The 24,507-nt window shown below is 59.9% G+C and carries 20 protein-coding genes and 1 tRNA gene; 3 read left to right on the plus strand and 18 right to left on the minus strand.

What is annotated here, in order from left to right:
• Positions 1–15: 15 nt before the first annotated feature.
• The gene (locus NP503_RS20720; RefSeq protein ID WP_127266820.1) at positions 16–681 is read right to left on the minus strand and encodes a 50S ribosomal protein L21; all 666 of its coding nucleotides are present in this window, start codon (positions 679–681) and stop codon (positions 16–18) included.
• Between the two features lie 408 nt (positions 682–1,089).
• Here NP503_RS20720 and NP503_RS20725 point away from each other — a divergent pair.
• Together NP503_RS20725 and NP503_RS20730 are read left to right on the plus strand one after the other, a co-directional pair.
• Positions 1,090–1,179 (plus strand) — tRNA-Ser (locus tag NP503_RS20725).
• A 114-nt stretch (positions 1,180–1,293) separates the two neighbouring features.
• On the plus strand, positions 1,294–2,616 hold the full coding sequence (locus NP503_RS20730) for a tyrosine-type recombinase/integrase (RefSeq protein ID WP_024502873.1): 1,323 nt from the start codon (positions 1,294–1,296) through the stop codon (positions 2,614–2,616).
• Positions 2,617–4,068: 1,452 nt separating this feature from the next.
• Here NP503_RS20730 and NP503_RS20735 read toward each other — a convergent pair.
• From NP503_RS20735 to NP503_RS20790, 12 genes are all read right to left on the minus strand, one after another.
• On the minus strand, positions 4,069–5,970 hold the full coding sequence (locus tag NP503_RS20735; RefSeq protein ID WP_024502871.1) for a bifunctional diguanylate cyclase/phosphodiesterase: 1,902 nt from the start codon (positions 5,968–5,970) through the stop codon (positions 4,069–4,071).
• A gap of 177 nt (positions 5,971–6,147) precedes the next feature.
• Entirely contained in the window at positions 6,148–7,326 is a 1,179-nt protein-coding gene (gene ubiM, locus NP503_RS20740) for a 5-demethoxyubiquinol-8 5-hydroxylase UbiM (RefSeq protein ID WP_032899078.1), read from the minus strand.
• A gap of 283 nt (positions 7,327–7,609) precedes the next feature.
• Complete coding sequence (locus NP503_RS20745; RefSeq protein WP_024502869.1) at positions 7,610–8,227, minus strand: hypothetical protein; 618 nt, start codon at positions 8,225–8,227, stop codon at positions 7,610–7,612.
• Positions 8,228–8,941: 714 nt separating this feature from the next.
• Positions 8,942–9,097, minus strand: coding sequence for a cbb3-type cytochrome oxidase assembly protein CcoS (ccoS, locus tag NP503_RS20750; protein WP_081714250.1), 156 nt, complete (start codon positions 9,095–9,097; stop codon positions 8,942–8,944).
• 5 nt (positions 9,098–9,102) lie between these two features.
• Positions 9,103–11,382 (minus strand): cation-translocating P-type ATPase, encoded by a 2,280-nt coding sequence (locus NP503_RS20755; protein ID WP_024502868.1) that lies wholly within the window; start codon positions 11,380–11,382, stop codon positions 9,103–9,105.
• Entirely contained in the window at positions 11,379–11,876 is a 498-nt protein-coding gene (locus NP503_RS20760) for a FixH family protein (RefSeq protein WP_024502867.1), read from the minus strand. Before NP503_RS20760 ends, NP503_RS20755 begins: the two co-directional genes overlap by 4 nt.
• The gene (ccoG, locus tag NP503_RS20765) at positions 11,873–13,432 is read right to left on the minus strand and encodes a cytochrome c oxidase accessory protein CcoG (protein ID WP_024502866.1); all 1,560 of its coding nucleotides are present in this window, start codon (positions 13,430–13,432) and stop codon (positions 11,873–11,875) included. The genes NP503_RS20760 and ccoG overlap by 4 nt, the downstream gene beginning before the upstream one ends.
• A gap of 166 nt (positions 13,433–13,598) precedes the next feature.
• Positions 13,599–14,462 carry a cytochrome-c oxidase, cbb3-type subunit III gene (ccoP, locus tag NP503_RS20770; RefSeq protein ID WP_024502865.1) on the minus strand — a complete coding sequence of 288 codons (864 nt, stop codon included), beginning with the start codon at positions 14,460–14,462 and terminating at the stop codon, positions 13,599–13,601.
• A 2-nt stretch (positions 14,463–14,464) separates the two neighbouring features.
• On the minus strand, positions 14,465–14,614 hold the full coding sequence (locus NP503_RS20775) for a cbb3-type cytochrome c oxidase subunit 3 (RefSeq protein WP_024502864.1): 150 nt from the start codon (positions 14,612–14,614) through the stop codon (positions 14,465–14,467).
• Positions 14,615–14,625: 11 nt separating this feature from the next.
• Complete coding sequence (gene ccoO / locus NP503_RS20780; RefSeq protein ID WP_024502863.1) at positions 14,626–15,357, minus strand: cytochrome-c oxidase, cbb3-type subunit II; 732 nt, start codon at positions 15,355–15,357, stop codon at positions 14,626–14,628.
• Positions 15,357–16,976 (minus strand): cytochrome-c oxidase, cbb3-type subunit I, encoded by a 1,620-nt coding sequence (gene ccoN / locus NP503_RS20785; protein ID WP_024502862.1) that lies wholly within the window; start codon positions 16,974–16,976, stop codon positions 15,357–15,359. The genes ccoO and ccoN overlap by 1 nt, the downstream gene beginning before the upstream one ends.
• Positions 16,977–17,467: 491 nt before the next feature.
• Positions 17,468–18,211 (minus strand): Crp/Fnr family transcriptional regulator, encoded by a 744-nt coding sequence (locus tag NP503_RS20790; protein WP_024502861.1) that lies wholly within the window; start codon positions 18,209–18,211, stop codon positions 17,468–17,470.
• A gap of 152 nt (positions 18,212–18,363) precedes the next feature.
• Here NP503_RS20790 and hemN point away from each other — a divergent pair, with 152 nt between their 5' ends.
• Positions 18,364–19,713 (plus strand): oxygen-independent coproporphyrinogen III oxidase, encoded by a 1,350-nt coding sequence (hemN, locus tag NP503_RS20795; protein WP_024502860.1) that lies wholly within the window; start codon positions 18,364–18,366, stop codon positions 19,711–19,713.
• Positions 19,714–19,942: 229 nt separating this feature from the next.
• On the opposite strand, the gene NP503_RS20800 is transcribed toward hemN, so the two are convergent.
• The 5 genes from NP503_RS20800 to trbL are packed head-to-tail and all read right to left on the minus strand — an operon-like array spanning position 19,943 to position 24,490.
• Positions 19,943–20,185 carry a DUF2274 domain-containing protein gene (locus NP503_RS20800; RefSeq protein ID WP_024502859.1) on the minus strand — a complete coding sequence of 81 codons (243 nt, stop codon included), beginning with the start codon at positions 20,183–20,185 and terminating at the stop codon, positions 19,943–19,945.
• Between the two features lie 12 nt (positions 20,186–20,197).
• Positions 20,198–21,412 (minus strand): TrbI/VirB10 family protein, encoded by a 1,215-nt coding sequence (locus NP503_RS20805; protein WP_024502858.1) that lies wholly within the window; start codon positions 21,410–21,412, stop codon positions 20,198–20,200.
• A complete protein-coding gene (gene trbG / locus NP503_RS20810) occupies positions 21,409–22,446 on the minus strand; it encodes a P-type conjugative transfer protein TrbG (RefSeq protein WP_024502857.1) in 1,038 nt (345 codons plus the stop codon). Before trbG ends, NP503_RS20805 begins: the two co-directional genes overlap by 4 nt.
• Positions 22,436–23,167, minus strand: a complete 732-nt coding sequence (gene trbF, locus NP503_RS20815) for a conjugal transfer protein TrbF (protein ID WP_024502856.1) — start codon at positions 23,165–23,167, stop codon at positions 22,436–22,438. Before trbF ends, trbG begins: the two co-directional genes overlap by 11 nt.
• Positions 23,168–24,490: a P-type conjugative transfer protein TrbL gene (trbL, locus tag NP503_RS20820; protein ID WP_024502855.1), complete on the minus strand. Its 1,323-nt coding sequence runs from the start codon at positions 24,488–24,490 to the stop codon at positions 23,168–23,170. It abuts the gene before it with no gap.
• Positions 24,491–24,507 lie beyond the last annotated feature (17 nt).

The raw sequence follows: 24,507 nt of genomic DNA on the forward strand, positions 1-24,507 counted from the left end.
CAGGTCGCCAGAAAATTACTTCGCAGCCAATTCCTTGGCCTGCTCGCGCCAGTCCTTGATCTGGTCGGCGCTGAAGGACATGTGCTCGTCGATCTTGGCGACATCCTTGTCGGTCAGCTTGGCGAGCTGCGCGAAGGTGATGATGCCCTGCTCGTTGAGATCCTTGGCTGCGACCGGGCCGATGCCCTTGATCACGGTCAGATCGTCCGGCTCACCCTTCGGCGCCTTGAACAGCGGCACTGCCGCGGTCTCGGCTGCCTTGGCCTTGGGCTCCTTCTTCGGCGCGGCTTCCGCCTGCACCTCGGTGGCGGCCTCGGCCTTCACCTTCTTCGGCGCCTTGACCGATGCCGTCTTCGTCGGCTTGGCGCCACCCAGCAGGATCTCGGAGATCCGCACGGTGGTCAAAAGCTGACGATGGCCGATCTTGCGGCGCGAATTCTGCCGGCGGCGCTTCTTGAAGGCGATGACGGTGCGGTTCTTGCCCTGCTCGACGACTTCGGCGGTGACCACCGCGCCATCGACGAACGGCGCGCCGAACGTGACATTCTCGCCTTCGCCATGTGCAAGGACGTGGCCGATCTCGACCATATCGCCGACATTGGCTTCGACTTTTTCGATCTTCAGGAGATCGTTGGCGGCAACGCGATACTGCTTGCCACCCGTTTTAATGACTGCGAACATTTTTTGCCTTTCGCTGTTCGGTCGGCCTTGATGAACCGCCTGAGGCAGTTCAGCCGTCTTTTTGTCAGTCTGCGGGTTCAAAAAACAAGCGGCGCGGAAGAACCCTCCACGCCGATTGCGCGCTGTCCCTAACCGAAGGTTGGGGGCGAGTCAAGGCAAACCAGCCGCGCCGTTTCGAGACCGTCATTGGCGGGCACGGACCGGCTGTGCCGACATGCCCACGGCGTTGCCCCCGCCTGGGCTGAGGATGGGTGACTGGTCGGCAATCTGCCTCGGGCCTCGCTGTACCCACCAGCCCGTGAATCCGCCGCTTGCCAAGCAAGCCAAATAACTGACGGATTGGCCTTGTAACCTGCCCGTTCAGCCGTTATCTAGTGCGCCGCGCCGGCAACGGCCGACCATGACCGCGGAGAGGTGGCAGAGTGGTCGAATGCACCGCACTCGAAATGCGGCATGGGTGCAAGCCCATCGGGGGTTCGAATCCCTCCCTCTCCGCCATATAGCTTCCATAAAAATCCTTTCCTTTCAAAAGCTTCCTTGTTGCACTTGACCAGCACGAAGCGAAACATATCTTAGACTGTGTAACAAACTGTGTAACATTAGAGAAAGATAATGCGACGTTCCGCAGCGCCAAAGCCGCATAAACGTGAAGGCATCTGGTATCTCGTCCGCAGGGTGCCGAAGGAATTCGCGGCGTTTGATCGCCGCTGCCTAGTACGCATTTCCACGGGCGTCGCCGTGGCTGACGATCCCCGCGGTGTACGGGCGCGAGATGCAGTGCAAAGCCTCGGCGCGGGGCTGGAGGCGTATTGGCGTAGACTGCGGGAAGGCCAATCCGCCGAGGCGGGGCTGCGTTTCGAAGCCGCGAGGAAGCGCGCGCGGTCATTTGGATTGGCCTATCGCACTAACGAGGAACTAGCAGCGGGGCCGCTCGACGAACTCATGGCCCGTATCAAGCTGCTCCTCGACAAAAAATCGATCGAGGACGCGCAGGACGTCTCGGCCGTCATGGGTGGGGAGAAGCGGCCAGCGGTCCGCCTGAGCGGTCTTATCAAGGAATTCGAGACGATCGAGCAACAGAACTTGCTGGCCATGTCGCCCAACCAAATCAAGAAATGGCGTAACCCCAAAAAGCGCGCAGTTGCCAATCTGGTTGGAGTCATTGGCGACAAGGAGATCGCAAGCCTCACTCGGGACGACGCAATCGCGTTCCGCGAGTGGTGGCAAAAGCGGATCGTTGAGGATGGACTTGATATCGGTACGGCCAACAAGGACATCGGCCATGTTTCGAAAATGCTGCGCGTCGTCGATCTGACTCACCAGCTCAAGCTGGAGCCGGTTTTTCGAAACCTGCGTCTTTCCGGCGCCGTCCCCGGGCAACGCGCTGCGTTCACAGCGGAGTTCATTCAGGAGAAGATACTCGCTGAAGGCGCGCTCGACGGACTCAATGACGAAGCCCGCCATCTAATCTATGTGATTGCCGATACCGGACTCAGGCTTTCTGAAGCGGCAAACCTCACCACCGAAACAATCCACCTCGATCGAGAAATCCCGCATGTGCGGGTGCGCCCCAATGGCCGTCGCTTGAAGACCGGTCATTCAGCCCGTGACATTCCCTTGGTTGGCGGCGCACTTGCAGCCATCAAGCTCCATCCGGACGGCTTTCCTCGTTATCGCGACAAGGCCGCGTCACTTTCAGCGCTCGTCAACAAGGTGCTCGCCAGCAAGGAACTTCTGCCGACTTCCGAGCATAGTCTTTATAGCCTGCGACACACTTTCGAGGACCGGCTGACGGCAGTTGAGGCGCCGGAGAAGGTAATTGCTTCTCTGATGGGCCACAAATGGATCCGGCCCAAATACGGCGCGGGACCTTCGTTAGCGCAAAAGCGCGAGTGGCTCCAAAAAATCGCTTTTACCCCGCCCGGGCGAATGTGATTGCGGCGCCATCCAGGCCTTGAGAACCAACCTCACGGCTCCAGCTGTCCGAGCCATTTAGGTTGAGCGTGGCCAGCACGCGCTGCGCTCGCTCGCGATTTCCGAGCTTCCGCCGCATTTGTTCGACCTCGTATTCCAGCCTTTCGAAGGTCGGTATATAGGCATCTCCATGCCGGATGACCAAGTAGGCGGCAACAGCTAGACACCATTCTAGCTCCGTGGCCGATGGATCGGAAAAAGGGGCGACGCCATACCAAGACGAGCAACGCCTCTCGAGGGCTTCCGAACTAGGCAAACGGCCAGCATGTGGCATGGGAAAGAAACCTATGCCTGATCGACGAACCTAAAGTGCTCACGAAGCTTGACCGGTACGCGGGCCATCGGAGGGTTCTGCCTAAAACCGCCAAAAATTTTGAAACACCCATTCATCCGGCTCGAATTCAAAGGGATCGGCGATTTTTGGGTTATGGCTTGCAAGCATAGTTCAGCCCAGACAAGAACGCCTGATATCTTGTCGTGCACTGTCACCCTGCCAAATATGGTGCCGGCGACAACGGCAGTTTGGCGAGCAGAAGAATTCCCGAGACTGAGACGTTCTACGGCTTGGCCCATGTTCGCGCTCCTCCTCGATTGGAGACAGGATGGGCCATATGGAAGCGAATAAAAGGAGGTTGGTGACGAGTCTCGGTAGTGGAGTAGAAACGGGTGGAAAAGCTTGCGCTATTCGCCATCGGCGCCGCTAAACGCATTTGAGAGAAGGGGCAGCGATCGCCAAGAGATGACGTCCGATCGCAAGCCGGCTAGAAATGCGACAGTGACGCGCCTTTTTTGGCACGACCTTAGCACCCGATCGGGCCTCAGCTGGTCGTCGTTGCGCAGCCGATCGGGTGCGATTTTTATAAAGCTCTCTTGGCTTTAGCTTTGAGAGCCCGTCATCGAGACAAATGCAAGGGAACGGTCCGCCCCCTGGGGACATTCGACATGCCGTGGCAGCTTCCTATGGTGAGCCAGCGCATTCCGATACACGTTTTCCGCGCTCTACCGTTGCTCCAGCACCTGTGCTGAGGCTGAGCGCTTGATCAGGACCCGACCGCTGCTGTTGCGGGATGGTGACTGGGTTGAGGTCGCGAAGACCTTGACCGCGGGTACGTTGTTCATCCCGATGAGCGCTGAGCCGAGAAGCAGCCAAGAACGCTTCCCGTAATCGAATCCTACGGGAACCGCGAAACCAGCGTCCAAAGGACGCAATTCTCCGACGTCGTTCACTCAAGCTCATCTCGCAACTTGAACGCTTGTATGAAGCCGCTGCATGTGCGCCGGTGGACCGGATTGCTGCTATCCAAACCACGTGCTCAGTTTCGCCCCGTAATAACTCTACCGTCCGAAACGGCTTTCGCGCGTCAGGTCCACCCCACATGAAAGTTCCGCGAGCAGCACGGACGGAGAGGCCGGTCACAACTCCTTCGCGTGCTCTTTTACTACCGAATCAAGTGCCAAATGGAGAGGCACTGCCTTAGAGAACAGGAAGCCCTGCGCGGTTCTGCAGCCAAGCTGGTACAGAGTTTGCCGATCTGCCTCTGTTTCAACGCCCTCGGCCATGACCTCGATCCCGAGCGTCCTACCAAGATCAATCACCGCTTTGACAAGCAGCCGATTCTCCCGGGACTTGGCTAAGCCGCGAACGAAGCCCTGATCTATTTTCACCTTCCTGATCCGACTGTCCTTGAGCGATGCCAACGTCGAAAAACCGGTGCCGAAGTCATCGAGCGCGATAGAAATGCCAGCATGTGAAAGCCGGGCGAGCTTTTCATCCACTCTGTCCGGATCCACTGGGGCTTCTTCGGTAATCTCGATGTCGAACATCGTTGCAGGGAGGTCTTTTGCCGCCAGACCATTAAGAATCATCTCGTCAATATCGCCAGCTTCCAACTCGCACGGTGAAACATTCATCGCCACACGAACATCACGACGGTCAGCTTTGACCAAGCCCTCGATAAGAGCGCAACAGTCGGCGAATACCGTTTGAGTTAGCAGCTGAAGCATTCCAGTTTCGCGTGCCGCTGTCATGATCTCGGGCGGAGAAATGGGACCGTGAAGCGGGTGAGACCATCTTAGCAAGGCTTCAAAACTGACGACGGCTTCAGTTTCGAGTCTTACGATTGGCTGAAACCAAGCGACCAAGCTTCTCATCGTTATCGCCGAATGAAGATCGCGTTCGATTGACTGGCGGCGTTGCAACTCCCGGGCTAGCTCGGCATCGAACAGACAAAATTCATTCCTGCCGCGGCGCTTAGCTGTGTAAAGGGCGATGTCGGCCCGCAACAACATTTCCGTTAGTCCGGGGTTTTCAGCCAAGTAGATTCCTATAGACGCTCCAATGCGGACTGATGCGATCCCAGGATAGGGGCGAGCAAGCTTGGCTATGAGATTGGACGCGAGATTGGTGGGAGAAGGAGAATTCTTTCGCGAAGAAAAAACCAGCACGAATTCATCCCCACCGATGCGGGCGAGCGTTGAGCCCTCCGGTGCTTCTTCCTCTATTCGGCGGGCGATCCTGGCAAGCAGCTCGTCACCCGTTCTGTGACCGTAGGTATCGTTGACAGATTTGAACCCGTCCAGATCAATCAGCATGGCCACAAAGGGTCCATCGGTGTTCTCAAACTGATCGATTGCATGTTCGAGGCCCCGCCTGTTGAGGAGCGCGGTAAGATGGTCCTCCCTGGAATTGCGCTCCATTTCCGCGGCAAGCCGCTCGGCTTGATGTCTCAGGCGGCTCGCGTCACGGAAGCGCGCTTGTCCAACGAACGAGGATCGAACCAGGCCGCCCTCGAAAAGCAGGACGGCAAAAGCCAGAATGTAGTTTTCCGGGGCTCCCTTCGTCAGCAAACATGCGGCGGCAATGAGGAGTGGCGGTGTGATGAAGCATATCGCTGCCGCAGCATATGAGCTGCCGTACGTGACCGCGCCAGCTGAAATGCCCGCCAGAATTATTAGATGCAGCGATGCTTGAGACGTCGTGTATCCAGCCGTTAGGACGGCAAGGAATGACCAGGTGAATCCCGCCAGAAGAGCAAGCCTGCCAAACCAGCGAAGCCGCAGCCAAACCCGTGTCAGATCATCCTGGACTCCGGGTTCCTTCAGCTGATGACGGGCGAGTGCAAGGCGGGCGGCATTTATCGCATTAACGACCGAAAACCAGGCCGCGCCAGCAAGACCGTTCCCGGAAAGGGCCTGCACGGTCAAAATCAGCCCGGACAGCACAATGCTTATCGGCATTGAGACGAAAAGGCCTGCCCTCAGATCAGCGAGCTGGTCCTGAAGGATTCTCGCCTCCAGCGGATCTTCTTTTTCCAAGGCTGGACGGGTCAGCTTGCTTACTCCTGCTTGTCCGCAGCCTATGCAGCCCCCCTGAAGGACGGGTTAATTCTTCAATCGGAGATCAGCGTCGGGGAGCAGGATTACTCCGGTGCATCATGCACTCTCTCCCATCGCTCGCCCAGCACGCGCAAAAATGCGACTGCTGGTGCAGTATCACCGCTGGAGCTCCGCCGAAATCCCATGCCGGACAAGGGGAACATGTTGGGCAAAGCGAAGCCCCAGATGCCTTGCAAGCCGTGCCGCCAGGTGGTCTCTGGAGTAGAGTCCAACCAATATGTTCGTTGCATGGTAGAGCGGCGCCGCCGACAGGCGCAGCCGCCTTTCGTATATATGCAGCATGTCGGGGTCGCCAACATTGCGGCCGTCGCGGCACGCAGTCATGATTCCACGGGCGAGTTGCTTCTGGCTGCTGAGACCGATGTTGAACCCGTGAGCGGTCACCGGGTGCATGCCGATGGCAGCGTCGCCGATGAGTGCGGCGCTCGGCGCCCGGAATTTGTGCGCCCAGGTCGTGACCAGCGGATAGGTGTGGCGCTTGCTTGCCAAGGTCATTTTTCCAAGGCGCCCTCGACACCGTTTCGTCAACTCCGACAGGAACAAATCATCATCGAAGGCAAGCAGTCTATAGGCCTCGTTTGAGCGCAATGTGAGCAGCAGCGACGACATGCCCTCCGCTAGGGGCAATATCGCTATCGTCTGATGGTGATCGAACCATTCGATGGCGATCTGGTGGTGGGCGCGCTCGTGCCTCACTCGGCAAATCAGCATCGAGTGGCCAAGCCGGTTGATATCGGCGCCGATGCCTAGCAGATCACGCGTGGCGGACAAACGCGAATCCGCGGCAACAACCAGCCGAGCAGTTAAACGCGCGCCATTAGAGAGCGTTACGACTGCTCCTTCTTGGCTGTTTGTTGCATCGACGACCGAGTGGCCGCACAACAGCCGGGCGCGATCCTGCAAGCGGACGATTTTGAACAGCGCCTCGCGGATCCGGCAATTTGGAACCAAAACCCCCAGCGGTTCTCCAGAGTTGCTGGGAGGATCGAAACGAAGAGCGAATGCGCTCGAGCCGTTGAGCACGCGCGCGCCTTGAAGTGCTGATTTGTCCGAAGCCGGAATGACATCCCAGGCGCCGAGCTCGCGAAGGGTTCTGATCGAAGCGTTGGTCAGCGCGATTTCGCGACCATCGAAAGCCGGATTCGCCAGACTATCGAATGTGTTCTGTTCAACAACTGCCACCTTGAGTTCGCTTTGGGCAAGCGACGCAGCGAACGAAAGGCCGACCGGGCCGGCTCCAACGACAACGATGTCAAAATTATCGTCAGAGCCCATCAGCGTGCCGCCATCCGGTCGCCTATCCTCGTGTAACGGTGAAACTGAGCCGAGTGACATGAGCTCCGTGCCCGCCGCATTGCCTAAAGGCGCTGGGCCGGGAGATTCGCATCGATCGGCAACGAAGCACTCAAAGCGCTCAGAGGTGGATGCGGCTAACCGATCCCGCCCTTTCGCCGCGCAGCCGCGCAGATCGCCGCCAGCAAGCGAGACACTCGCGACGCTGGTCAGCGACGGCCGCGCCGCATCGATCGCCACATTCCACCTGGAACCCTTGCGCATACTACTCACGCTCCACGACGTCGAAGCGGGCTCTCTTGCGAGGGTGAGGGTATCGAACGTAGCGCTCTCTCTCGTCATCCCAGCCAAGGTAGCGGAAACTTTTATCCACGACCGCGCATATCTCATCAAGAACCTGCTGCATGGCTTCGATGTCGATGTCCTTGCAATTCAGTCGCCGATAGAGCAAAGCCCACGCGGCGACATAGTCGTCGAAATAGCGCGCGTCACTCGAACCAATGATCAACTTCGGACGGTTGATCGATCTCGAAAACGCACGTCCCAACCCCGATGATGCTCCGCAGCACGTTGACATCACGAGGATCTTCGGCGCTGGATGCGAGCCCTGGAACATTTTTACGAAGTCAGCCCAAAGAAGGCCACTTCGCCCACTGGACGAAGCGATCCCGTCACCATTGCCGTGCCCGGCGATGTGAAGCACGTCGCACTCCGCCTCCATCGCTCGTACTACAGCCTCACCAAATTTCGTTCGGTTCAACGCCATGTGGAGCTCCGCGCGGATGTTGACAGCCTTTAACAAGTGCTGCACGATCGGTCCCTCTTGCCTGTCGGCGAAGTAGTCATTTGCATTGTGGCAGTCGATGATGTGTACGGTGTTCATGGTACTCCAGCCGCTTGTTCGTTCATCGTCGTGACGAGCGGACACCACGCGCGCGGAACCGCGTGACGTGCGCTGGGTTCCGGTACCGTCGCATAGCCTCAAGGCGCGGGCCGGGAATCGGGATGGATCGGCAACGACGCACACAACCCATCAAAGGCGAAAGCTGTTGATCGGCCCCCCTGTCCGCGCAGCCACGCGGATGGTCAGCCAGCAAGCGAGATACACACGACGCCGGTCAGCTAATGGCTGCGCCGTAAGCACAAGGCATGGCCGACCACACGACAGAAAACCCAGAACCGTGAAGGTGCTGATAATGACGACCAATCTTTCCGTAAGTCATGCATTTCTCCGTCGAAGACTGGTCAATAGACCACACCGATGAGTATGACCCTGATCTGGATCAGCCAGACATGACCAATCGGCACTGGCGGTTCACGGTCAGGTGATCGACCGTGACGTTCCACTTTGGAACCCGTGCGCACATTGCCAAGCTCTCGTCCGGCCACGCGAGGTACTCTCGTGGCATCAGCCGCCTCATACTGGGTGCAATGGTAGGCAGTCCTTCGCACGACAGAGGCTTTTCACAAATGTAGTGTGCAGCTTAGGTCAAGATGGTCATGGAGCATGGAGCATGGAGCATGGACAGCTTGTTCCCGACCGAGCCGGCTCGACTGACGAGCGCGATCCGCGCATCTTATGCACAGCGGATTGAAATCAGCGTTCCGGTTTGTCGTCCCGATCAATTAGTATCCGCTCGGCGGCTCCGTCGAGATCTTCGTATTGACCGCTTCGCAATGCCCAGACGAAGCCGGACACACCCAGTGCACCCAGAAAAAGGGCCACTGGTATGAGATAGAGCAACGTCGTCACGAGGATTATGCCGAATAGCTGACTGCGGAGCGTCCGACTTTTTGAATAACTTGCAGCGTCGCATTCGCCCCGAAGCCGTGCAAGCGCAATGCGTTTCCAATAACAAGCACCGATGAGGCAGACATGGCAATCGCCGCTAACAAAGGCGTGGCGTGGCCCAGGATGGCGATCGGCACGGCGACGGCATTGTAGACGATCGCAATCGCGATGTTCTGGCGGATCAGGTGTCCCGCCTTGCGCGAGACGTCCAGCGCGAGAGGCACTGCCAGAAGGCTTTCGCGCAGGAATACGAAGTCGGCGGCATTGCGGCCAATGTCGGCGGCGGTGGCCGGAGCGATCGAGACATGCGCCGCGCTCAGCGCCGGCGTGTCGTTGAGGCCGTCGCCAACCATCAGAACCTTGTGTCCGTCTTTCGCCAGGGTCTCGATGCGCTCGACCTTGCCCGACGGCAGCAGGCACGGAACGAAGTCGTCGACACCCAGCATTCTTGCAACTTCGCCGCAGGCACCTGCGGTATCGCCCGACAGCATTTGCATCGACACCCCAGTATCGTTCAATCGCTTGATCGCCGCCGCCGCGTCGGCGCGCAGCGCATCCTCGAAATCGAAGGTCGCGACAATGAACCCGTCTTTTGTCAGCACCGTTCCGCCATAGCCATGGTTGCCTTCACCACCGGTCCGGGCCTTCCATCCAGCCCATCCGCGTCGACCCAGCCGCCAGATGCTTCCGGCGACAGTGGCTTCGATCCCGAACCCCGGATGCTCTGTGACGGCATCGAATTTGTGTTGCCCGCCAGGAGCGGCAAAGCCGGTTATGGCCTTTGAAAACGGGTGACGCGAGTGCGCGGCCATGTCTGCCGCGATTGCCAGCATGGCCGGATCGATCGACGATGCATTGAGGAGCCGGGGTTGTCCGAGCGTGAGCGTTCCGGTCTTGTCGAACACTGCGTTATCAATCGTCGCCAGGCGCTCCATGGCCGAACCGTCCTTGACCATGATGCCGTTCTCGAACAGACGCCGCGCGGCGACCACCTGAACGATCGGTACGGCGAGGCCGAGCGCGCACGGGCAGGTGATGATCAGAACGGCAATGGCGATGGTTATCGCCCTATGCCAGTCGCCGGTCACCGCCATCCAGCCAAGGAACGTCGCGAAGGCTGTGAGATGAACCACCGGGGCATAGAGCGCTGAAACGCGATCGGCGATCCGGCGATAATGCGCGCGGCCGCCCTCTGCGGCTTCCATGAGCCGAACCATTTCCGCCAGAAACGAATCTTTCGCGGCGGCTGTCGCCTCAATCGTCAGCGGGCCGGTTAGGTTGAGGACACCAGCCTGCACGGCTTCGCCTGCTGCAACGCTTCGAGGCGTGCTCTCGCCCGAGACAAGCGAACAGTCCAGATCCGATGCCCCTTGAATGATTTTGCCGTCGACGGGTATCCTTTCGCCGGCAGCAATCAGCAGCTGCATCCCTGGTTCGATCTCGCCAACCGGCAGATAGTCGCGTGCGCCGTCGCCGCGCAGCACCATGGCGCCACGTGCGGCCAACTGGGACAGGCCTTTCACGGCGATCCGGGCACGTTCGCGCATCACGTGATCCAACGTGCGGCCGATCAACAGGAAGAACAGCAGCGACACCGATGCATCGAAATAAGCATGGTCGCCATGGTTGATCGTCTCATAGAGGCTCATGGCGTAGGCAAGCGACACCCCGACCGCGATCGGCACGTCCATGTTCATGCGGCCGTGGCGCAACGCATTCCAGGCCGAGCGGAAGAAGATGCCGCCGGCGAAGGCGAGTGCAGGGATGGCGATAAGCGCAGAGACCCAGTGGAACAGGTCGCGGGTAGCGCCTTCGGCACCGGACCAGACAGAGACCGAAAGCAGCATGATATTGCCCGCCGCGAACCCGGCAACCGCGACGGCGCGGATCAACTCCGAAAGCGTCCTGTCCTTTTCATCAATCTCGGGGGCGAAGAGATGCGCCTGGTAGCCGAGCCGTCCAAGCGCGGCGACGAACGGTGGAACCTCGTCGCCACGCCAGCGGACCGAGACCCGTTTCGTCGACAGGTTGACGCGGGCGCTCTCGACGCGATCGAGCGTTCCCAACGCCGTCTCGATCGTCTGGATACAAGCTGCGCAATGAACGCTCGGCACCGAAAGATCGGTTTGGCGGAGATCATCGCCAAGCGATCGGCTCGCCAGCCTGATCTCCTGACTAGACGGCAGGACCGACGTGGTGCTGCCCAGATCAAGCGCCATTTCGGCGCCCGGTGCACAACAACTCATTGCAGCGCTCCATGGGAAATCATGATCCTGCGGACGTCGCGATACGGTTTATCCAGACCGGCGTCGGCGTCGACTTCGACAATCCAGACGCCGTCCTTCGGCATGTGCTGGGCTGCGAATTCCTGGCCCGAGGCGGGTGCGAGGGTGACCGACTTGTCCTCCTTCTCGTACGCGGGATGGCGAAACAGCACCTTGACGCCGTGCAGGGGAACCGGCTTGCCAGCGGCATCGGTGAGGCTGTAGCGGACTTCACCCCATGCGATGGTCAGCTTGCCGGTCCAGCCAAGGGCTGCCTGTGCCCGTCCTTCCGTGGCCTTCTTGTTGAATTGCTGGCTCGCCACATAGGTGTTTTCGACGACGAGGCCAGTCCAGCTTGTGCTGGCGAGCGTCGCCATGGTCAAATTGACCGCGATGATCACGCCGAAAAAGGCGAGGATGATGGCCAGCATGTGCCTGCCGGTAAATTCACGAGGCTTTTGTACATTGGCAGTCATCTGGGGGCCTCCGGCGCGTTGAAGGTGGCGGTGTACTCGTTCGATTCGAAGCTGGCTCTGTCCTCGACGCGGAACTTGAAAGTCTGCGCCGGCGCGCGGATCTGGCCCGCGGGCTGGCGCACGAAGACTTTCAGCATTTTCAGGCGGTCGGGTTCGACCGGAATGGCGAATGAGCGGCCTGCCGGGATATCTTCGCCGACCACGCTCATGTCAGCTCCATCCAGGCCTTGGATCGTGACGACGAGCGTCCGCGGCTCCGGGATCATGTTGAGCAGCTTGACGGTATAGCCATTGCGGATGGAGCCGTCGGACAGCGTGACGAACTGAGGATTGCGATCATGCAACACGTTTAGTTCGAGCCGGTCGCGCGTCAGCAGGGAATAGAGCAGGCCGAGGCCGATCAGCGACCACAAGCCCATGTAGACGTAGGTGCGCGGCCGAAAGATCTTGCGGATGTGGAAATGCGCTACCTTGTCGGAGAACAGGCCATCAGCGGTCCTGACCAGCGACGGGTTGACTGAACTGGAGCCGCCCGCGGTTGCCAGCATCATATTGGTGTTGTAGTCGGAGAGCGTCGCGTAGGAGATCAGCCCGCGCTCCTTGCCGAGCTTGTCCATGACGCCGTCACAGGCGTCGATGCAGAGCGCGCAGGTGATGCATTCGAGCTGCTGGCCATCGCGAATGTCGATCCCCATCGGGCAGACCGCGACGCAGGCATTGCAGTCGACGCAGTCGCCGACGGACTGCCCTGCAGCTTGCACCTTCTTCGCATGGCGAGAACGCGGTTCGCCGCGCCAGTCATTGTAGGTGACGGTGAGCGAACTTTCGTCGAGCATGGCCGCCTGGATGCGCGGCCATGGGCACATATAGGTGCAGACCTGTTCTCGCATCAGCCCGCCGAACGTGTAGGTGGTCGCCGTCAGGACGGCGACGGTGATGTAGGCGACGGGCGCCGCGGTGCCGGTGAAGAGTTCGCCGACCAGCGTCGGCGCATCGGCAAAATAGAAGATCCAGGCGCCGCCAGTCGCCGCGCCTATGACGAGCCAGATGGTGTGCTTGAACACGCGCAGCATGAGCTTGCGCGCGGTCCAGGGACCTGCATCGAGCTTCATGCGGGCGTTACGGTCCCCCTCGATCGCACGTTCGACGACGAGGAACAGATCGACCCACACCGTCTGAGGGCATGCATAGCCGCACCAGGCACGGCCGACAGTCGAGGTGATCAGGAAAAGACCGACGCCCGCCATGACCAGGAGGCCGGCCACATAGAAGAATTCCTGGGGCCATATCTCGATGAAGAAGAAGTAGAAGCGCCGGTTCGCGAGATCGAGCAGGACTGCCTGGTCCGGGGCAAATGGACCGCGAGCCCAAGGCAGCCACGCAGCCAGGTAATAGATGCCAAGTGTGATCGTCATCACCAGCCATTTGAAGCGACGAAAGTTGCCCGAGGCGCGCTTCGGAAAGATCTTTTGACGCGCGGCATAAAGCGGCTTGCGGGTTTTGGCGGAATTGACAGTTTCTGTTTCGAGCCCTGTCAACTGCGTCTTGTCACGCATGTGCAACTCCACTTTCCCAGCCGATGTCAGGGGCACCTGTCGTAAAGCCTCGCCGTAGGATAGCCTTGCCGGGTTGTGCAGATCGCATTAGGGATGGTGTCGAGGCCCGGCTCACGCCAGGCCTCGTCCGCTTGGCAGGGGGGACCGAAGAATAGGGCTTCCATTCCTATTCTCCGCCGCCAAGCGAATGGACATAAACTGCAAGTTCCTTGACCTTGATCTCGCCGAGACGGCCAACCCAGGCCGGCATGACGCCCTGTTTTGGCGCACGGACCTGTGCGGCGATGGCTGTCTCACCGGATCCATAGAGCCAGATCGCATCGGTCAGGTCGGGGGCGCCGAATTCCCTGTTGCCTTTTGCATTGTCGCCGTGACAGGCCACGCAATTCTCGGCAAAGACCTTGGCGCCGGGTTGGATCAGACTTGCATCGCGGACCTTGCCGGAAAGGCTGGCCACGTAGGCGCTGACTTGTGCGATCTGGTCGGCGGTAATGATGTCGCCGAAGGCCGGCATTTCCGACAGCCGCGTTTCCGCATCAGTCGCAAAGCGGATGCCGTGCGTAATCGTCTGCTGGATCTGCTCGGCCTTGCCGCCCCATAGCCAGTCGTCGTCGTTGAGATTGGGAAAGCCCTTGGAACCCTGGGCGCCGGAGCCGTGACATTGTACGCAATTGACCTTGAAAGCGGCGCCACCGGCGGCGATTGCGAATTCGCGCAGGCCGTCGTCCGCGGCGATTTCCGAGACGCTCTTGGACTCCACCGCCGAGATATATTTGCCCTTGGCGGCCTCAGCCGCGGTCAGCTCGTTCCTGACCTCGTTGCGGCTGGAATAGCCGAGCACACCCGTTGTCGCCGAGTGCAACAGAGGCCATGCTGGATAGGCAATGGTGTAGCCTATCGCCCAGACAATGGTGACGTAAAAAGTGATGACCCACCATCTGGGAAGCGGGTTGTTCAGCTCCCGGATACCATCCCATTCGTGGCCGGTGGTCGAGACGCCAGAGATTTCATCGATATGCTCGTCGCTCATGATCACTCGTCCTCGAGCGGAATGCGGGCCGCTTCGTCGGCCAGCCTTCGGCTGCCGGGGCGTAGGGCAAAGGCGATGCACCCCACGAAGAACAGCGCCATCGCAACCAGGCCCCAGCTGTCGGCAAACGCCCGCATCAAATTGTAGGTCATCAGCGTTCTCCTCAGCGGTAGCCGGCGGCTTCGTCGTAATTTTTGAAGTCGACCAGTGTGCCAAGCATCTGCAGGTAGGCGAGCAGGGCATCCATTTCGGTGACCTGTTGCGGGTTGCCGTCGAAGTCGCCGATCTTGGCTTTTGGGTAACGCGCCTCAAGGCCTGATGTGTCGGCATTGGGATCGGCCTGCGCCCCCAGATCCGCATTGGCGTGGGCGATCATGTCATCCGTGTAAGGGACGGCTACAAGCCTGTTGGCGACCAGATGCGTCGAGAAATCCTTCACGTCGATCGGCGTGTCTTTCAGGAACCCATAGCTCGGCATGATCGATTCCGGCACCACCGAGCGCGGGTCGGTAAGATGCGCGACATGCCATGCATTCGAGTAGCGGTCGCCAACTCTGGCGAGATCCGGCCCGGTACGCTTCGATCCCCACTGGAAGGGGTGATCGTACATGGACTCGGCAGCCAGGCTGTAGTGGCCATAGCGCTCAACTTCGTCGCGGAACGGCCTGATCATCTGGCTATGACAGAGGTAGCAGCCCTCGCGCATATAGATGTTGCGCCCGACAAGTTCGAGCGGCGAATAGGGGCGCATGCCTTCCACCTTCTCGATCGTATTGTCGAGATAGAAGAGAGGCGCGATCTCGACGATGCCGCCGACCGTCACCACGAGCAGCGAGCCAACGAGAAGAAGCGTGGCGTTCTTCTCGATGATTGCGTGTTTGTCCATCAAGCCCATTACCTGGCTCCTGATCGCGCAGGTCGGATGGCGACGGGGCTCGGCATCGGCTCCTCCTCGCGCTGGTGGCCGAGGATGGTCCTGGTGATGTTCCAGGCCATGATCAGGGCGCCGGAGAGGTACATGGCGCCGCCGATGGCGCGCATGACATAGTAGGGGTGCATGGCGGCGACGGTTTCGGCGAAGGAGTAGACGAGGAAGCCCTGCTCGCCATATTCGCGCCACATCAGGCCCTGCATGATGCCGGACACCCACATCACCGCGGCGTAGACGACGATCCCGAGTGTCGCCAGCCAGAAGTGCCAGGTGACGAGCCTCAGCGAGTAGAGCCGTTGACGGTTCCAGAGCTTCGGGACCATGTAGTAGATCGCGCCGAACGAGATCATGCCGACCCAGCCGAGCGCACCCGAATGGACGTGCCCGATGGTCCAGTCGGTATAATGCGACAGCGAATTGACCGCCCGGATCGCCATGATGGGGCCTTCGAAGGTCGACATGCCATAGAAGGCGACGGCCATCACCATCATGCGTATGATCGGATCGGTGCGCAGCTTGTCCCAGGCGCCGGACAGCGTCATCAGGCCGTTGATCATGCCGCCCCAGGACGGCATCCACAGCATGATCGAGAACACCATGCCGAGCGTCTGCGCCCAATCGGGCAAGGCGGTGTAGTGCAGGTGATGCGGCCCGGCCCAGATGTAGAGAAAGATGATAGCCCAGAAATGGACGATCGACAGCCGGTACGAATAGACTGGCCGGTTCGCCTGCTTGGGCACGAAATAATACATCATGCCGAGGAAGCCGGCGGTGAGAAAGAAGCCGACCGCGTTGTGGCCGTACCACCATTGCGTCAAGGCGTCCTGGACCCCTGAAAAGGCGGAGTAGCTCTTGGAGCCCAGGAACGAGACTGGTATGGACAGGTTGTTGACCACATGCAGCATCGCGATGGTCACGATGAACGACAGGTAGAACCAGTTGGCCACGTAGATATGCGGTTCCTTGCGCTTCAGGATCGTGCCAAGGAACAGAATGAGGTAGGCGACCCAGACGATGGTCAGCCAGACATCCACATACCATTCGGGTTCGGCGTACTCGCGGCCCTCGGTGATGCCGAGCAGATAACCGGTCGCGGCCATGACGATGAAAAGCTGGTAGCCCCAGAAGACGAACCAGGCGAGATCACGGCCGAAGAGGCGCGCGCGGCAGGTGCGCTGCACGACATACAGAGACGTGCAAAGCAGCGCGTTGCCGCCGAAGGCGAAAACGACACCGGATGTGTGCAACGGCCGCAAACGACCGAAATTGAACCAGGGCTGGATGTTGAGATCGGGGTAGGCGAGCTGCAGCGCGATCACCACGCCGACCAGCATGCCGACGACACCCCAGAACACGGTGGCGATCGCGCCGTAGCGGATCGGACCATCCATGTAAGCGGATGGGTCAATCGGAGCTGCTGGCCTGAACTCCGTGTTGCGCAACAGGATCGCAGTGAAACCAGCCACTGCGAAGAACAACACCCACATGTGTCGGCGGAAAGGTTCATCCACGCCGAAGCCGGCGGCCACCAGGGCCGCAAAAGCGAACACGCTTAGAAGGACGATCTCTGTGCCGAATTTCATTGCAGATCCCGATCTCGAATCTGGTGGATGCCAAATCCGCAGCGCACTAATCGCGCAGCCGCCGCCCCCTCGCCCTGATCTATGTCAGGCCGCACGATTTTGTGCGGCGCAATCAGCAGGTGGCGAATGAACGAGGAACGCAGCGCGGGCTCACCCCCTCATGGAAGGCGTTCCCTGGGTTGGGCGGGCGCAGACGCGATCGCTGAGGCGAAAGCTGAGGCTCTGCGCGCGTTGGATGCTATTGCCGATGCCCTGCCAAACGTTGTTCGGATCCCATTGGAAACGAACGCGATCGTTCCGCCGAGCCGTGGCAGATTAAGGACCATGCTTCGCCGGTATGTGCCGAAACACACCTGGCGATTGGTCACGTTCCTATCAAAGGCCGAAAGCTGTTTGTCTCGACCGTGACGCCGCTTCGTCGAAGGCGCGGCGACATCGCATTAAAAGGCAAACACGGCCCGCCCCGGAGTCATGCGACATGGCCTCGCCGCTTAGGGCCGCTCGCGTCCGCCGCCACAGCGCTTCTCCAGACGGCTTATGCTGTCCACCGTCACATGGCGTGCGTTCTCAATCCGAATCACCCCGTCAGCCCGCAATCGCGTCAGTTGGCGGCTCACGGTCTCGCTGGTGATTCCAAGGAAATCAGACATTTCGGCACGCGTCAGCGGCAGATCGAAGGAGGCCGACCCGGAAGCCGCATCGAGACTGGAATCGATATTCCGGGCCATCATGAGGAGAAAAGTCGCCACCTTTTCCGGAGCTGTCTTGCGCCCCAGCGTCACCATCCACTCGCGCGCCTCATCGAGTTCATTCAGCGTCTGTTTGAGCAGGCGATGCTCGAATTCCCGTGACGCCTTCATCATCCGTTCGACGGCCGCTCGCGGAAACGAACACAGCGTGACTGCTGTTGCCGCTTCCGCATTGATCGAGCTTTCCTCCTTGAAAGGACGTCCCAGAAAATCCGGTGCAAACTGGAGACCGACGATCTGCTGGCGCCCATCCGACAGGCTCTTTGATAGCTTTACCACGCCTGAAAGCACGTTGGAGTAGCTGTCGACGTTCTGTGCCTCGCCGGTCAACTCCATTCCTGACTCGATCCGGCGACGCGAGCAAGTCTTGGCGAGCCCAACCAAATTGTCTGGATCGAGCGCACCGCAGACACCGCGACGCCGTGCCTCGCAAGGGAAGCAAAGAACAGGAATGCCGGAACTATGAATGTCTTGCCGAAAGGTCATGCGTTCGCCTTACCCGATCCTAACTGCCGGCAGGATACCCATCCAGGGTAGAGAAATCCTGCGGCGGTTTGTCCATGAGCGCGGCTGATCGAGATCAGGGTCTGCTTCAGCGATGCGTGCAGTGTTCCGGCGGGCAACACGGTGAACGCGAGATGCAATCGGAAATAGCTGTCAAACTCAGCGAGAACGTCCCACGCTACACCAGCTATCCGACGGCGCCGCATTTCCATTCGGGGATCGATGCTGCCATTTACCGTGGCTGGTTGGAGACGCTGGAAAGCGGCGACGAAATCTCGCTGTACCTGCACATTCCTTACTGCGACAAGCTCTGCTGGTTCTGCGCCTGCCACACCAAGCAGACGCACCAATATGAGCCGGTGGCCGCTTATCTGCGCTCGCTGAATGCCGAAATCGTCACGATTGCCGGTCTGGTGAGCGGCAAGGCACATGTCCGTGCAATCCACTTCGGTGGCGGTTCGCCAACTATTCTGAGGCCCGATGATATGGTTGCTCTTGGAGCGGCCTTGCGGGACAGCTTCGACCTTCTCCCGGATGCTACGGTCAGCATCGAAATCGAAACCAACGACATGGACAAGGCGCGCCTTGATGCACTTGCTCAAATCGGCGTAACGCGGGCGAGCCTCGGCGTGCAGGATTTCGATCCGCAAGTGCAAAAAGCAATTAATCGTGAGCAGAGTTTTTTGCAGACCAAGGCAGTCGTCGACGGGGTTCGTTCGCGGGGCGTCGAATCGGTCAATCTGGACCTGCTCTACGGGCTCCCGAATCAGACACGCGAGACGATCTGTTCCACGGTGGCGCAGGCACTGACCTTGGAGCCAGACCGGATGGCCCTGTTCGGCTACGCACATGTGCCCTGGTTCAAGAAGCATCAGACGATGATCGACGAGGCATGGCTGCCGAGTCCCACTGAGCGTTTCGCCCAATCTCAACTCGCGGCGCGGGCAATTGTCGCCAAGGGATATGAGGCAATAGGACTCGATCATTTCGCGAAGCCCGACGATGCGCTGGCCATAGCGGCCCGCGCAGGGGTTTTGCATCGCAATTTTCAGGGCTACACTGAGGATCGCTGCCCGACACTCATCGGACTTGGCCCTTCGTCCATCGGTCGTTTTCGCCAAGGCTACGTGCAGAACATGGCTTCGACTTCCGGGTACGGGCGCATGGTTGCGGATGGCGGGTTGGCTGCCGTGCGCGGCGTTGCCCTTTCCGACGACGATCGCGTCCGTGGCTGGATCATCGAGCGGCTGATGTGTGATTTTGCCTTCTCGGCAGTCGACCTGGTGGAGCGGTTCGGCAAAGCCGGCGAGCAGCTCCTTCATCGCTCGAGGTCCATCGCACTCCACGATCCTGCCCGAGCGCTTGAATTCGATGGTGACAGTTTCCTCGTACGGACTGAAAGTCGCCCCTTCATTCGAACCATCGCGGCCAAGTTCGATACATATTTCAAAGGGGGAACGGCGAGGCACTCGGTGGCGGTCTGAGCAAAGCACAGTGCGCTCGCCGTTTGGTCGATCGGCGAACCAGCTGCGTTCGTTTTGACCGCTCATAGCCGACTACCGCATCAAAATCGAAAATGCAAACTTAGGCTGTTGCGCGGTATCTCCTTCCACATCCACTCTTGCGCATACCTGCATTTCAAGGTGTTTGATCCTATGCTTCGCAGGTAGGTCGCGACAGCTAGGCAATGTTCCAGCTGCCCTAGCGGAGGAGTCACGATTTTCCGGCAAGCTCCGTCGGCAGACGTTCTTTTCTGGCCTTGGCAAAGGCTCGGTCGCCTTCCAGAAACGCCGCCAGCATGAAAGGGATGAGTTCTGCCACGGTTTCAGACTGACCATAGGTCTGACGGTAAAGTGCAGCATACTCCTTGAGTGTTTGGCTCAGCTCCGCGCTGACGGTAATGGTGATCTTCGAAGCTGTTCGGTCCGGAAGTTTTCCAAGTTTCAGGTCAGCCATGATAACTCCTGCTCAACTGGCGTATGGCCGCAGCACGATGTCCTTGTGCACGATGACGCGCAGTGGCCAACCTGGGCGGACGACGATGGTGGGCTGGATATTGAGGTTTTTTTCGGTGATGCGCTGGCCGGCTCGACTGGCGTTCTGCTGGGCTGATTCCCGGATCGCCTTGACCAGATCGCTCTCGTTTTCGCCGAGGCTGAATTCTGTGCCGACACCGAGCAATGTGGCAAGCGCCACTCCCTTGATCATCTGCCAAGTGTGGAAATCGACTTTGTCTTCCAGCCCTGCGTAGCCGGCGGTGTCGCTCGCGGGCAGATTGTCGATTTCGGCCGACGAGCCGTCGGGCAGCAGAATGCGCTGCCAGACCAGCAGCGCTCGCTTTTGCCCGAACGCGACGACGCTGTCGTAGACGCCGATAAGACGTGAGCCCTGCGGAATCAGCAATATGTTGCCCGTGACCGTGTCGTGCACATTTTCGGTGACTTGCGCGACCACAAGGCCCGGCAAATCGGAATTGATGCCGGTGATCAGGCTGGCGGCAATCACGCTGCCAGCCATCAGTTGATATGGCGAGATCGGCGTCTGAAGCGCATGCGGATTGTAGATCCCGCCAGTGCTCCGCTGGCTGAGAAAATCAAGCTTTCGCTGCTGATTGTTCTGGTCGCCTTCCGCCGCCGCCACCGAGGCTGACGCGCGTCCTGCTTCGGATTGGGGAAGCGCCTCAAATGGATGCTGAGCAGTTTGCACGCTCTCTCCGACATCTGTCTGTTGAGCTCGATTTTCGACGCGGAAAAGCACCCGCGATTCACGCGCTTCGATCGCCTGCTGCGCTAGACGCTGCTCCTCGGCCGAGATGTCTTGGCCCGGCACGATGCCGAGCTGGCGCTGCCGCTCGAGGATGGGGCGGCCGAGGTCGCCCGGCAAAGGTAGCCCAAGGACGGGAGGCTTCGGCTTCATGCCGGAATAGTCATGGGGAAGCGTATCGAGTCCCTCGGCGGTTGGTTTGCGCTGAGTGTTGTAGAGATCTTCCGCCTGATCCCTGATGCGAAGGGCCGGCCCCTGGAGGGCGATCATGGTAACGCCGAAGACAGCGCCGGATCCGAGCGCTGCGATCGCGATGATCACACCGCGCCTGAACCGCACCACGCGGCGGGGAGAGGCCCGAAGCTGCAGTTCCTCGGGATCCAGTTTCGGCGGGATGCCAGAGCGGGAATTTTCGATCATGAGCCCTCACCTCGCCGGCTGCCGCGAAAGAGCGAGATCCGCCGTTGCGGTTGCCTGCCGTCAATCCTGCTGATGCGGATCACCTGCTGCCGCTTGGTGCCGAGGCGAAGTTCGGCCGCGGCGAAGAGCCGATCGACGATGTAATAGTTGCCGCGCACGCGATAGTTGACGAGCTCGCTGCTCCCATCTGCGCCGACGATGAAGAGTGGTGGCGCCTCGCCCTGATCTATGCGACGAGGGAACTCAATATAGACCTTGCTGCCGTCGTCGAAGGCTCGCGTCGGTCTCCAGGGCGGTGTGTCGCCACTGATTGAGTAGCGAAAGCGAAGGTTTTCGAGCGCGATATTCGACGCGACCGGTGTAACTGCCTCGGCTTGAGCATTGCGCTGGCGAAGCGCGATGATCTGGTCTTGGCTGTAGGTCCAGGAGATTGCCGCCATTGCGGTCTTCTCGGTGCTTTGAAGCTGCAAATGATAGGTCCGCCGGTCCGTCGTAATGACGACATTGGTGGCAAGACCCGGCGCGAAGGGTTTTACCAGAACATGGGTGCGCTGATTGTCACCGGTGCCGCTTGCGGTATCGCCAATGACCCAGCGCACGGTGTCGCCAGCCGACACGGCGGTTAGTTTCTCGCCCGGCTGCAGAGCGATGTCGGTCACGCGCTCCGGCGCGGCATAGAGTTGATAAAGCGCGCCATCGGTGAAGGGGTAGACTTGCACTGCATTAACATACCCGTACTTGGTGGGTTGCTGGGTCGCGGCTTTGTTGGCATCAGCGACGCGTTCTTCAGGAGGGCGCTTGTCCTCGGCCTTGCCGGGCTCGGGCTGCATTTGGCCAGGCAGCGGCAGTGGTTTTGGCACCTCGACAATTCTAATCGGCCTCTCCGGCGCTTTTTCGATCGCGGCCGGTTTGAAGTCGGCAGCGTCATAGGAAATCTCAGGCGGCGGCACCTTCTTCGATGCACAAGCGGAAACGACCGCTGCCGACACCGATAGGATCAGCACGGCACGAATCGGTGACATTTTACCTTTCATTGGTGGACTCCGTCGGAGAAAGGGGGGCTGGGACGGCGCTGTCGAGCTCGCGTGACCAGTCAATGGCATTGATGAAGACGCCGAGCGGATTCTTGCGCAGCTGATCCGTATTGCTTGGCGAGCGGATCACGATCGTGAGGATCGCAGTCCAGCGCATCGTGCTGGCAAGGCTTCCGCGCTCAAACACCTGCTCGGTCCATTTGACCTGGAATGAACTTTCGGAGGCTCTGACCACGCTGGTGACCTGTACCGAAACACTGCGCGTTCCGATCTGACCGAAGGGGTCGTTCGCCTTGGCGTATTCGTTGAGGAAGAGCGCTGCGCGATCGCTAGCAAAGTCGTACGCTGCCAACCAGTTCTGCCGTACCAAAACCGGATCGGTGGAAACGGAACGGACATTCTGGATGAAGCGGCCGAGATGCCAGGCGATCTGAGCATCCGAGGGCTCATAATTCCGGATCGCCGGCGCGACGGCGTGCGTCTCGCCGAAGCCATCGACCTCGACGACATAAGGCACGACACGGCTTTGCATCGACTGCCATACGAGTCCGCCGGAAAGCCCGGTCGCCAAGGCCAGGCAGCCAAGGGCCATGATCCGCCAGTTCCTGGCCTGCAGTCGAGATGAGCCGATGCGCTCGTCCCACAGCTGGGCGGCTTTTTGATACGGCGTGACCGGTTCGGGTGTTTTGCCGTAACGGTGCACGGGTCGCTTGAAGAGCATCTAGTCATCCTTGTCGTTGAGAGAGGGGTTGGCGCTGCCTCCCGGCCGGTCTCCGTCTCGGACAGCTTGCACGGCAGCGTGGCGATTTGCCCGGGCGGTCTGTTCAGAACGTAGGCGCCTTGCCCACGTCGGCGCCGAAACAGTGGCCGAACCGGCAGAGCGTTCGGTCATTGACGCTGTCGGCGCGCCGCCGGTCGCGGTCCACGCGGCATCGCGCCCGGCATCGGCGTTGCGCCCAACACTTGCAGTGGCGGATCGCGCTATGCGTATAGCGGCGCCGCCAGCTGCACTGGTTACACCATGCATTCCAGCAGCCACACCGGAGAGGCCAGCGTCGGGCGAGGTTGCGCGCCCGATCTGCCATGACGTGGAAGCAGCCGATCCCATTGTTGTGCCGGCTCGGATGGCGGCGAGACCGCCGCTGGTTGCCATACGCGCGCCAGCAAATGCTGTGCCTCCAGCAACGAGTGATACACCCGCTGCCGCCGCGGTCGTGCCGAGGGCGGCGCCCGCCCCAAGCTGCGGTGCGCCTGAGACAAGACCCGACGCGATCCCCGGCCCAAAAATGCCAAGGCCAAGCAGTGCCAGTGCGCCCAGTACCTGGGACATGGCACCGGCAAGATCCGGCTCCTTGCCTTGCAATGCGGAAGCGAACTCCCCGAAGAGCGTGGAGCCGATACCGACAATGACGGCGAGCACCATCACCTTGATGCCTGACGAGATAACATGGCCGAGCACGCGTTCGGCCAGGAACGCTGAACGGTTCCAAAGTGCGAATGGAACCAAAACAAAACCTGCCAGCGTGGTGAGCTTGAACTCTAGGATGGTGATGAAAAGCTGGATGGAAAGGATGAAGAAGGCGATGATGACCAGGAACCAGGCCATCAGCAGCACGAAGATGGTCAGTGCGTTGCCGAAGATTTCCGGGAAGCCCAGGAGCTGACTGGCTTGGTCAAGCATTGGCCAAGCACCTTCGAAACCGGTCGCGGCAATGCGGCCCGGGCGCAAGAGATTGTCTGCCGACAGATTGCCGGCCGACGCCTTAATCCCGAGACCGGCAAAAGAACGATAAACGATATCGGCGAGGTTCTTGAAATTGTTCAGAATGAAGGCGAAGACGCCAACATAGAGCACCTTGCGGACAAGCCGGCCGAGAACGCTGGTTTCGTCGCCGAGCGCCCACGCCAGGCCGGCAAGTGTGATGTCAATGCCGATCAGAATGGTAGTGAGGAAGGCGAGGTCGCCCGATAGCAGACCGAACCCGCTGTCGATGTAGCGGATGAAGGTCTCCATGAAGCGATCGATGACGCCAAGGTCGTTCATGCCGCTGCCTTTCTCGT

The organism is Mesorhizobium sp. SEMIA396, from assembly GCF_024518615.1.
In the GTDB taxonomy this organism is placed as follows: domain Bacteria; phylum Pseudomonadota; class Alphaproteobacteria; order Rhizobiales; family Rhizobiaceae; genus Mesorhizobium.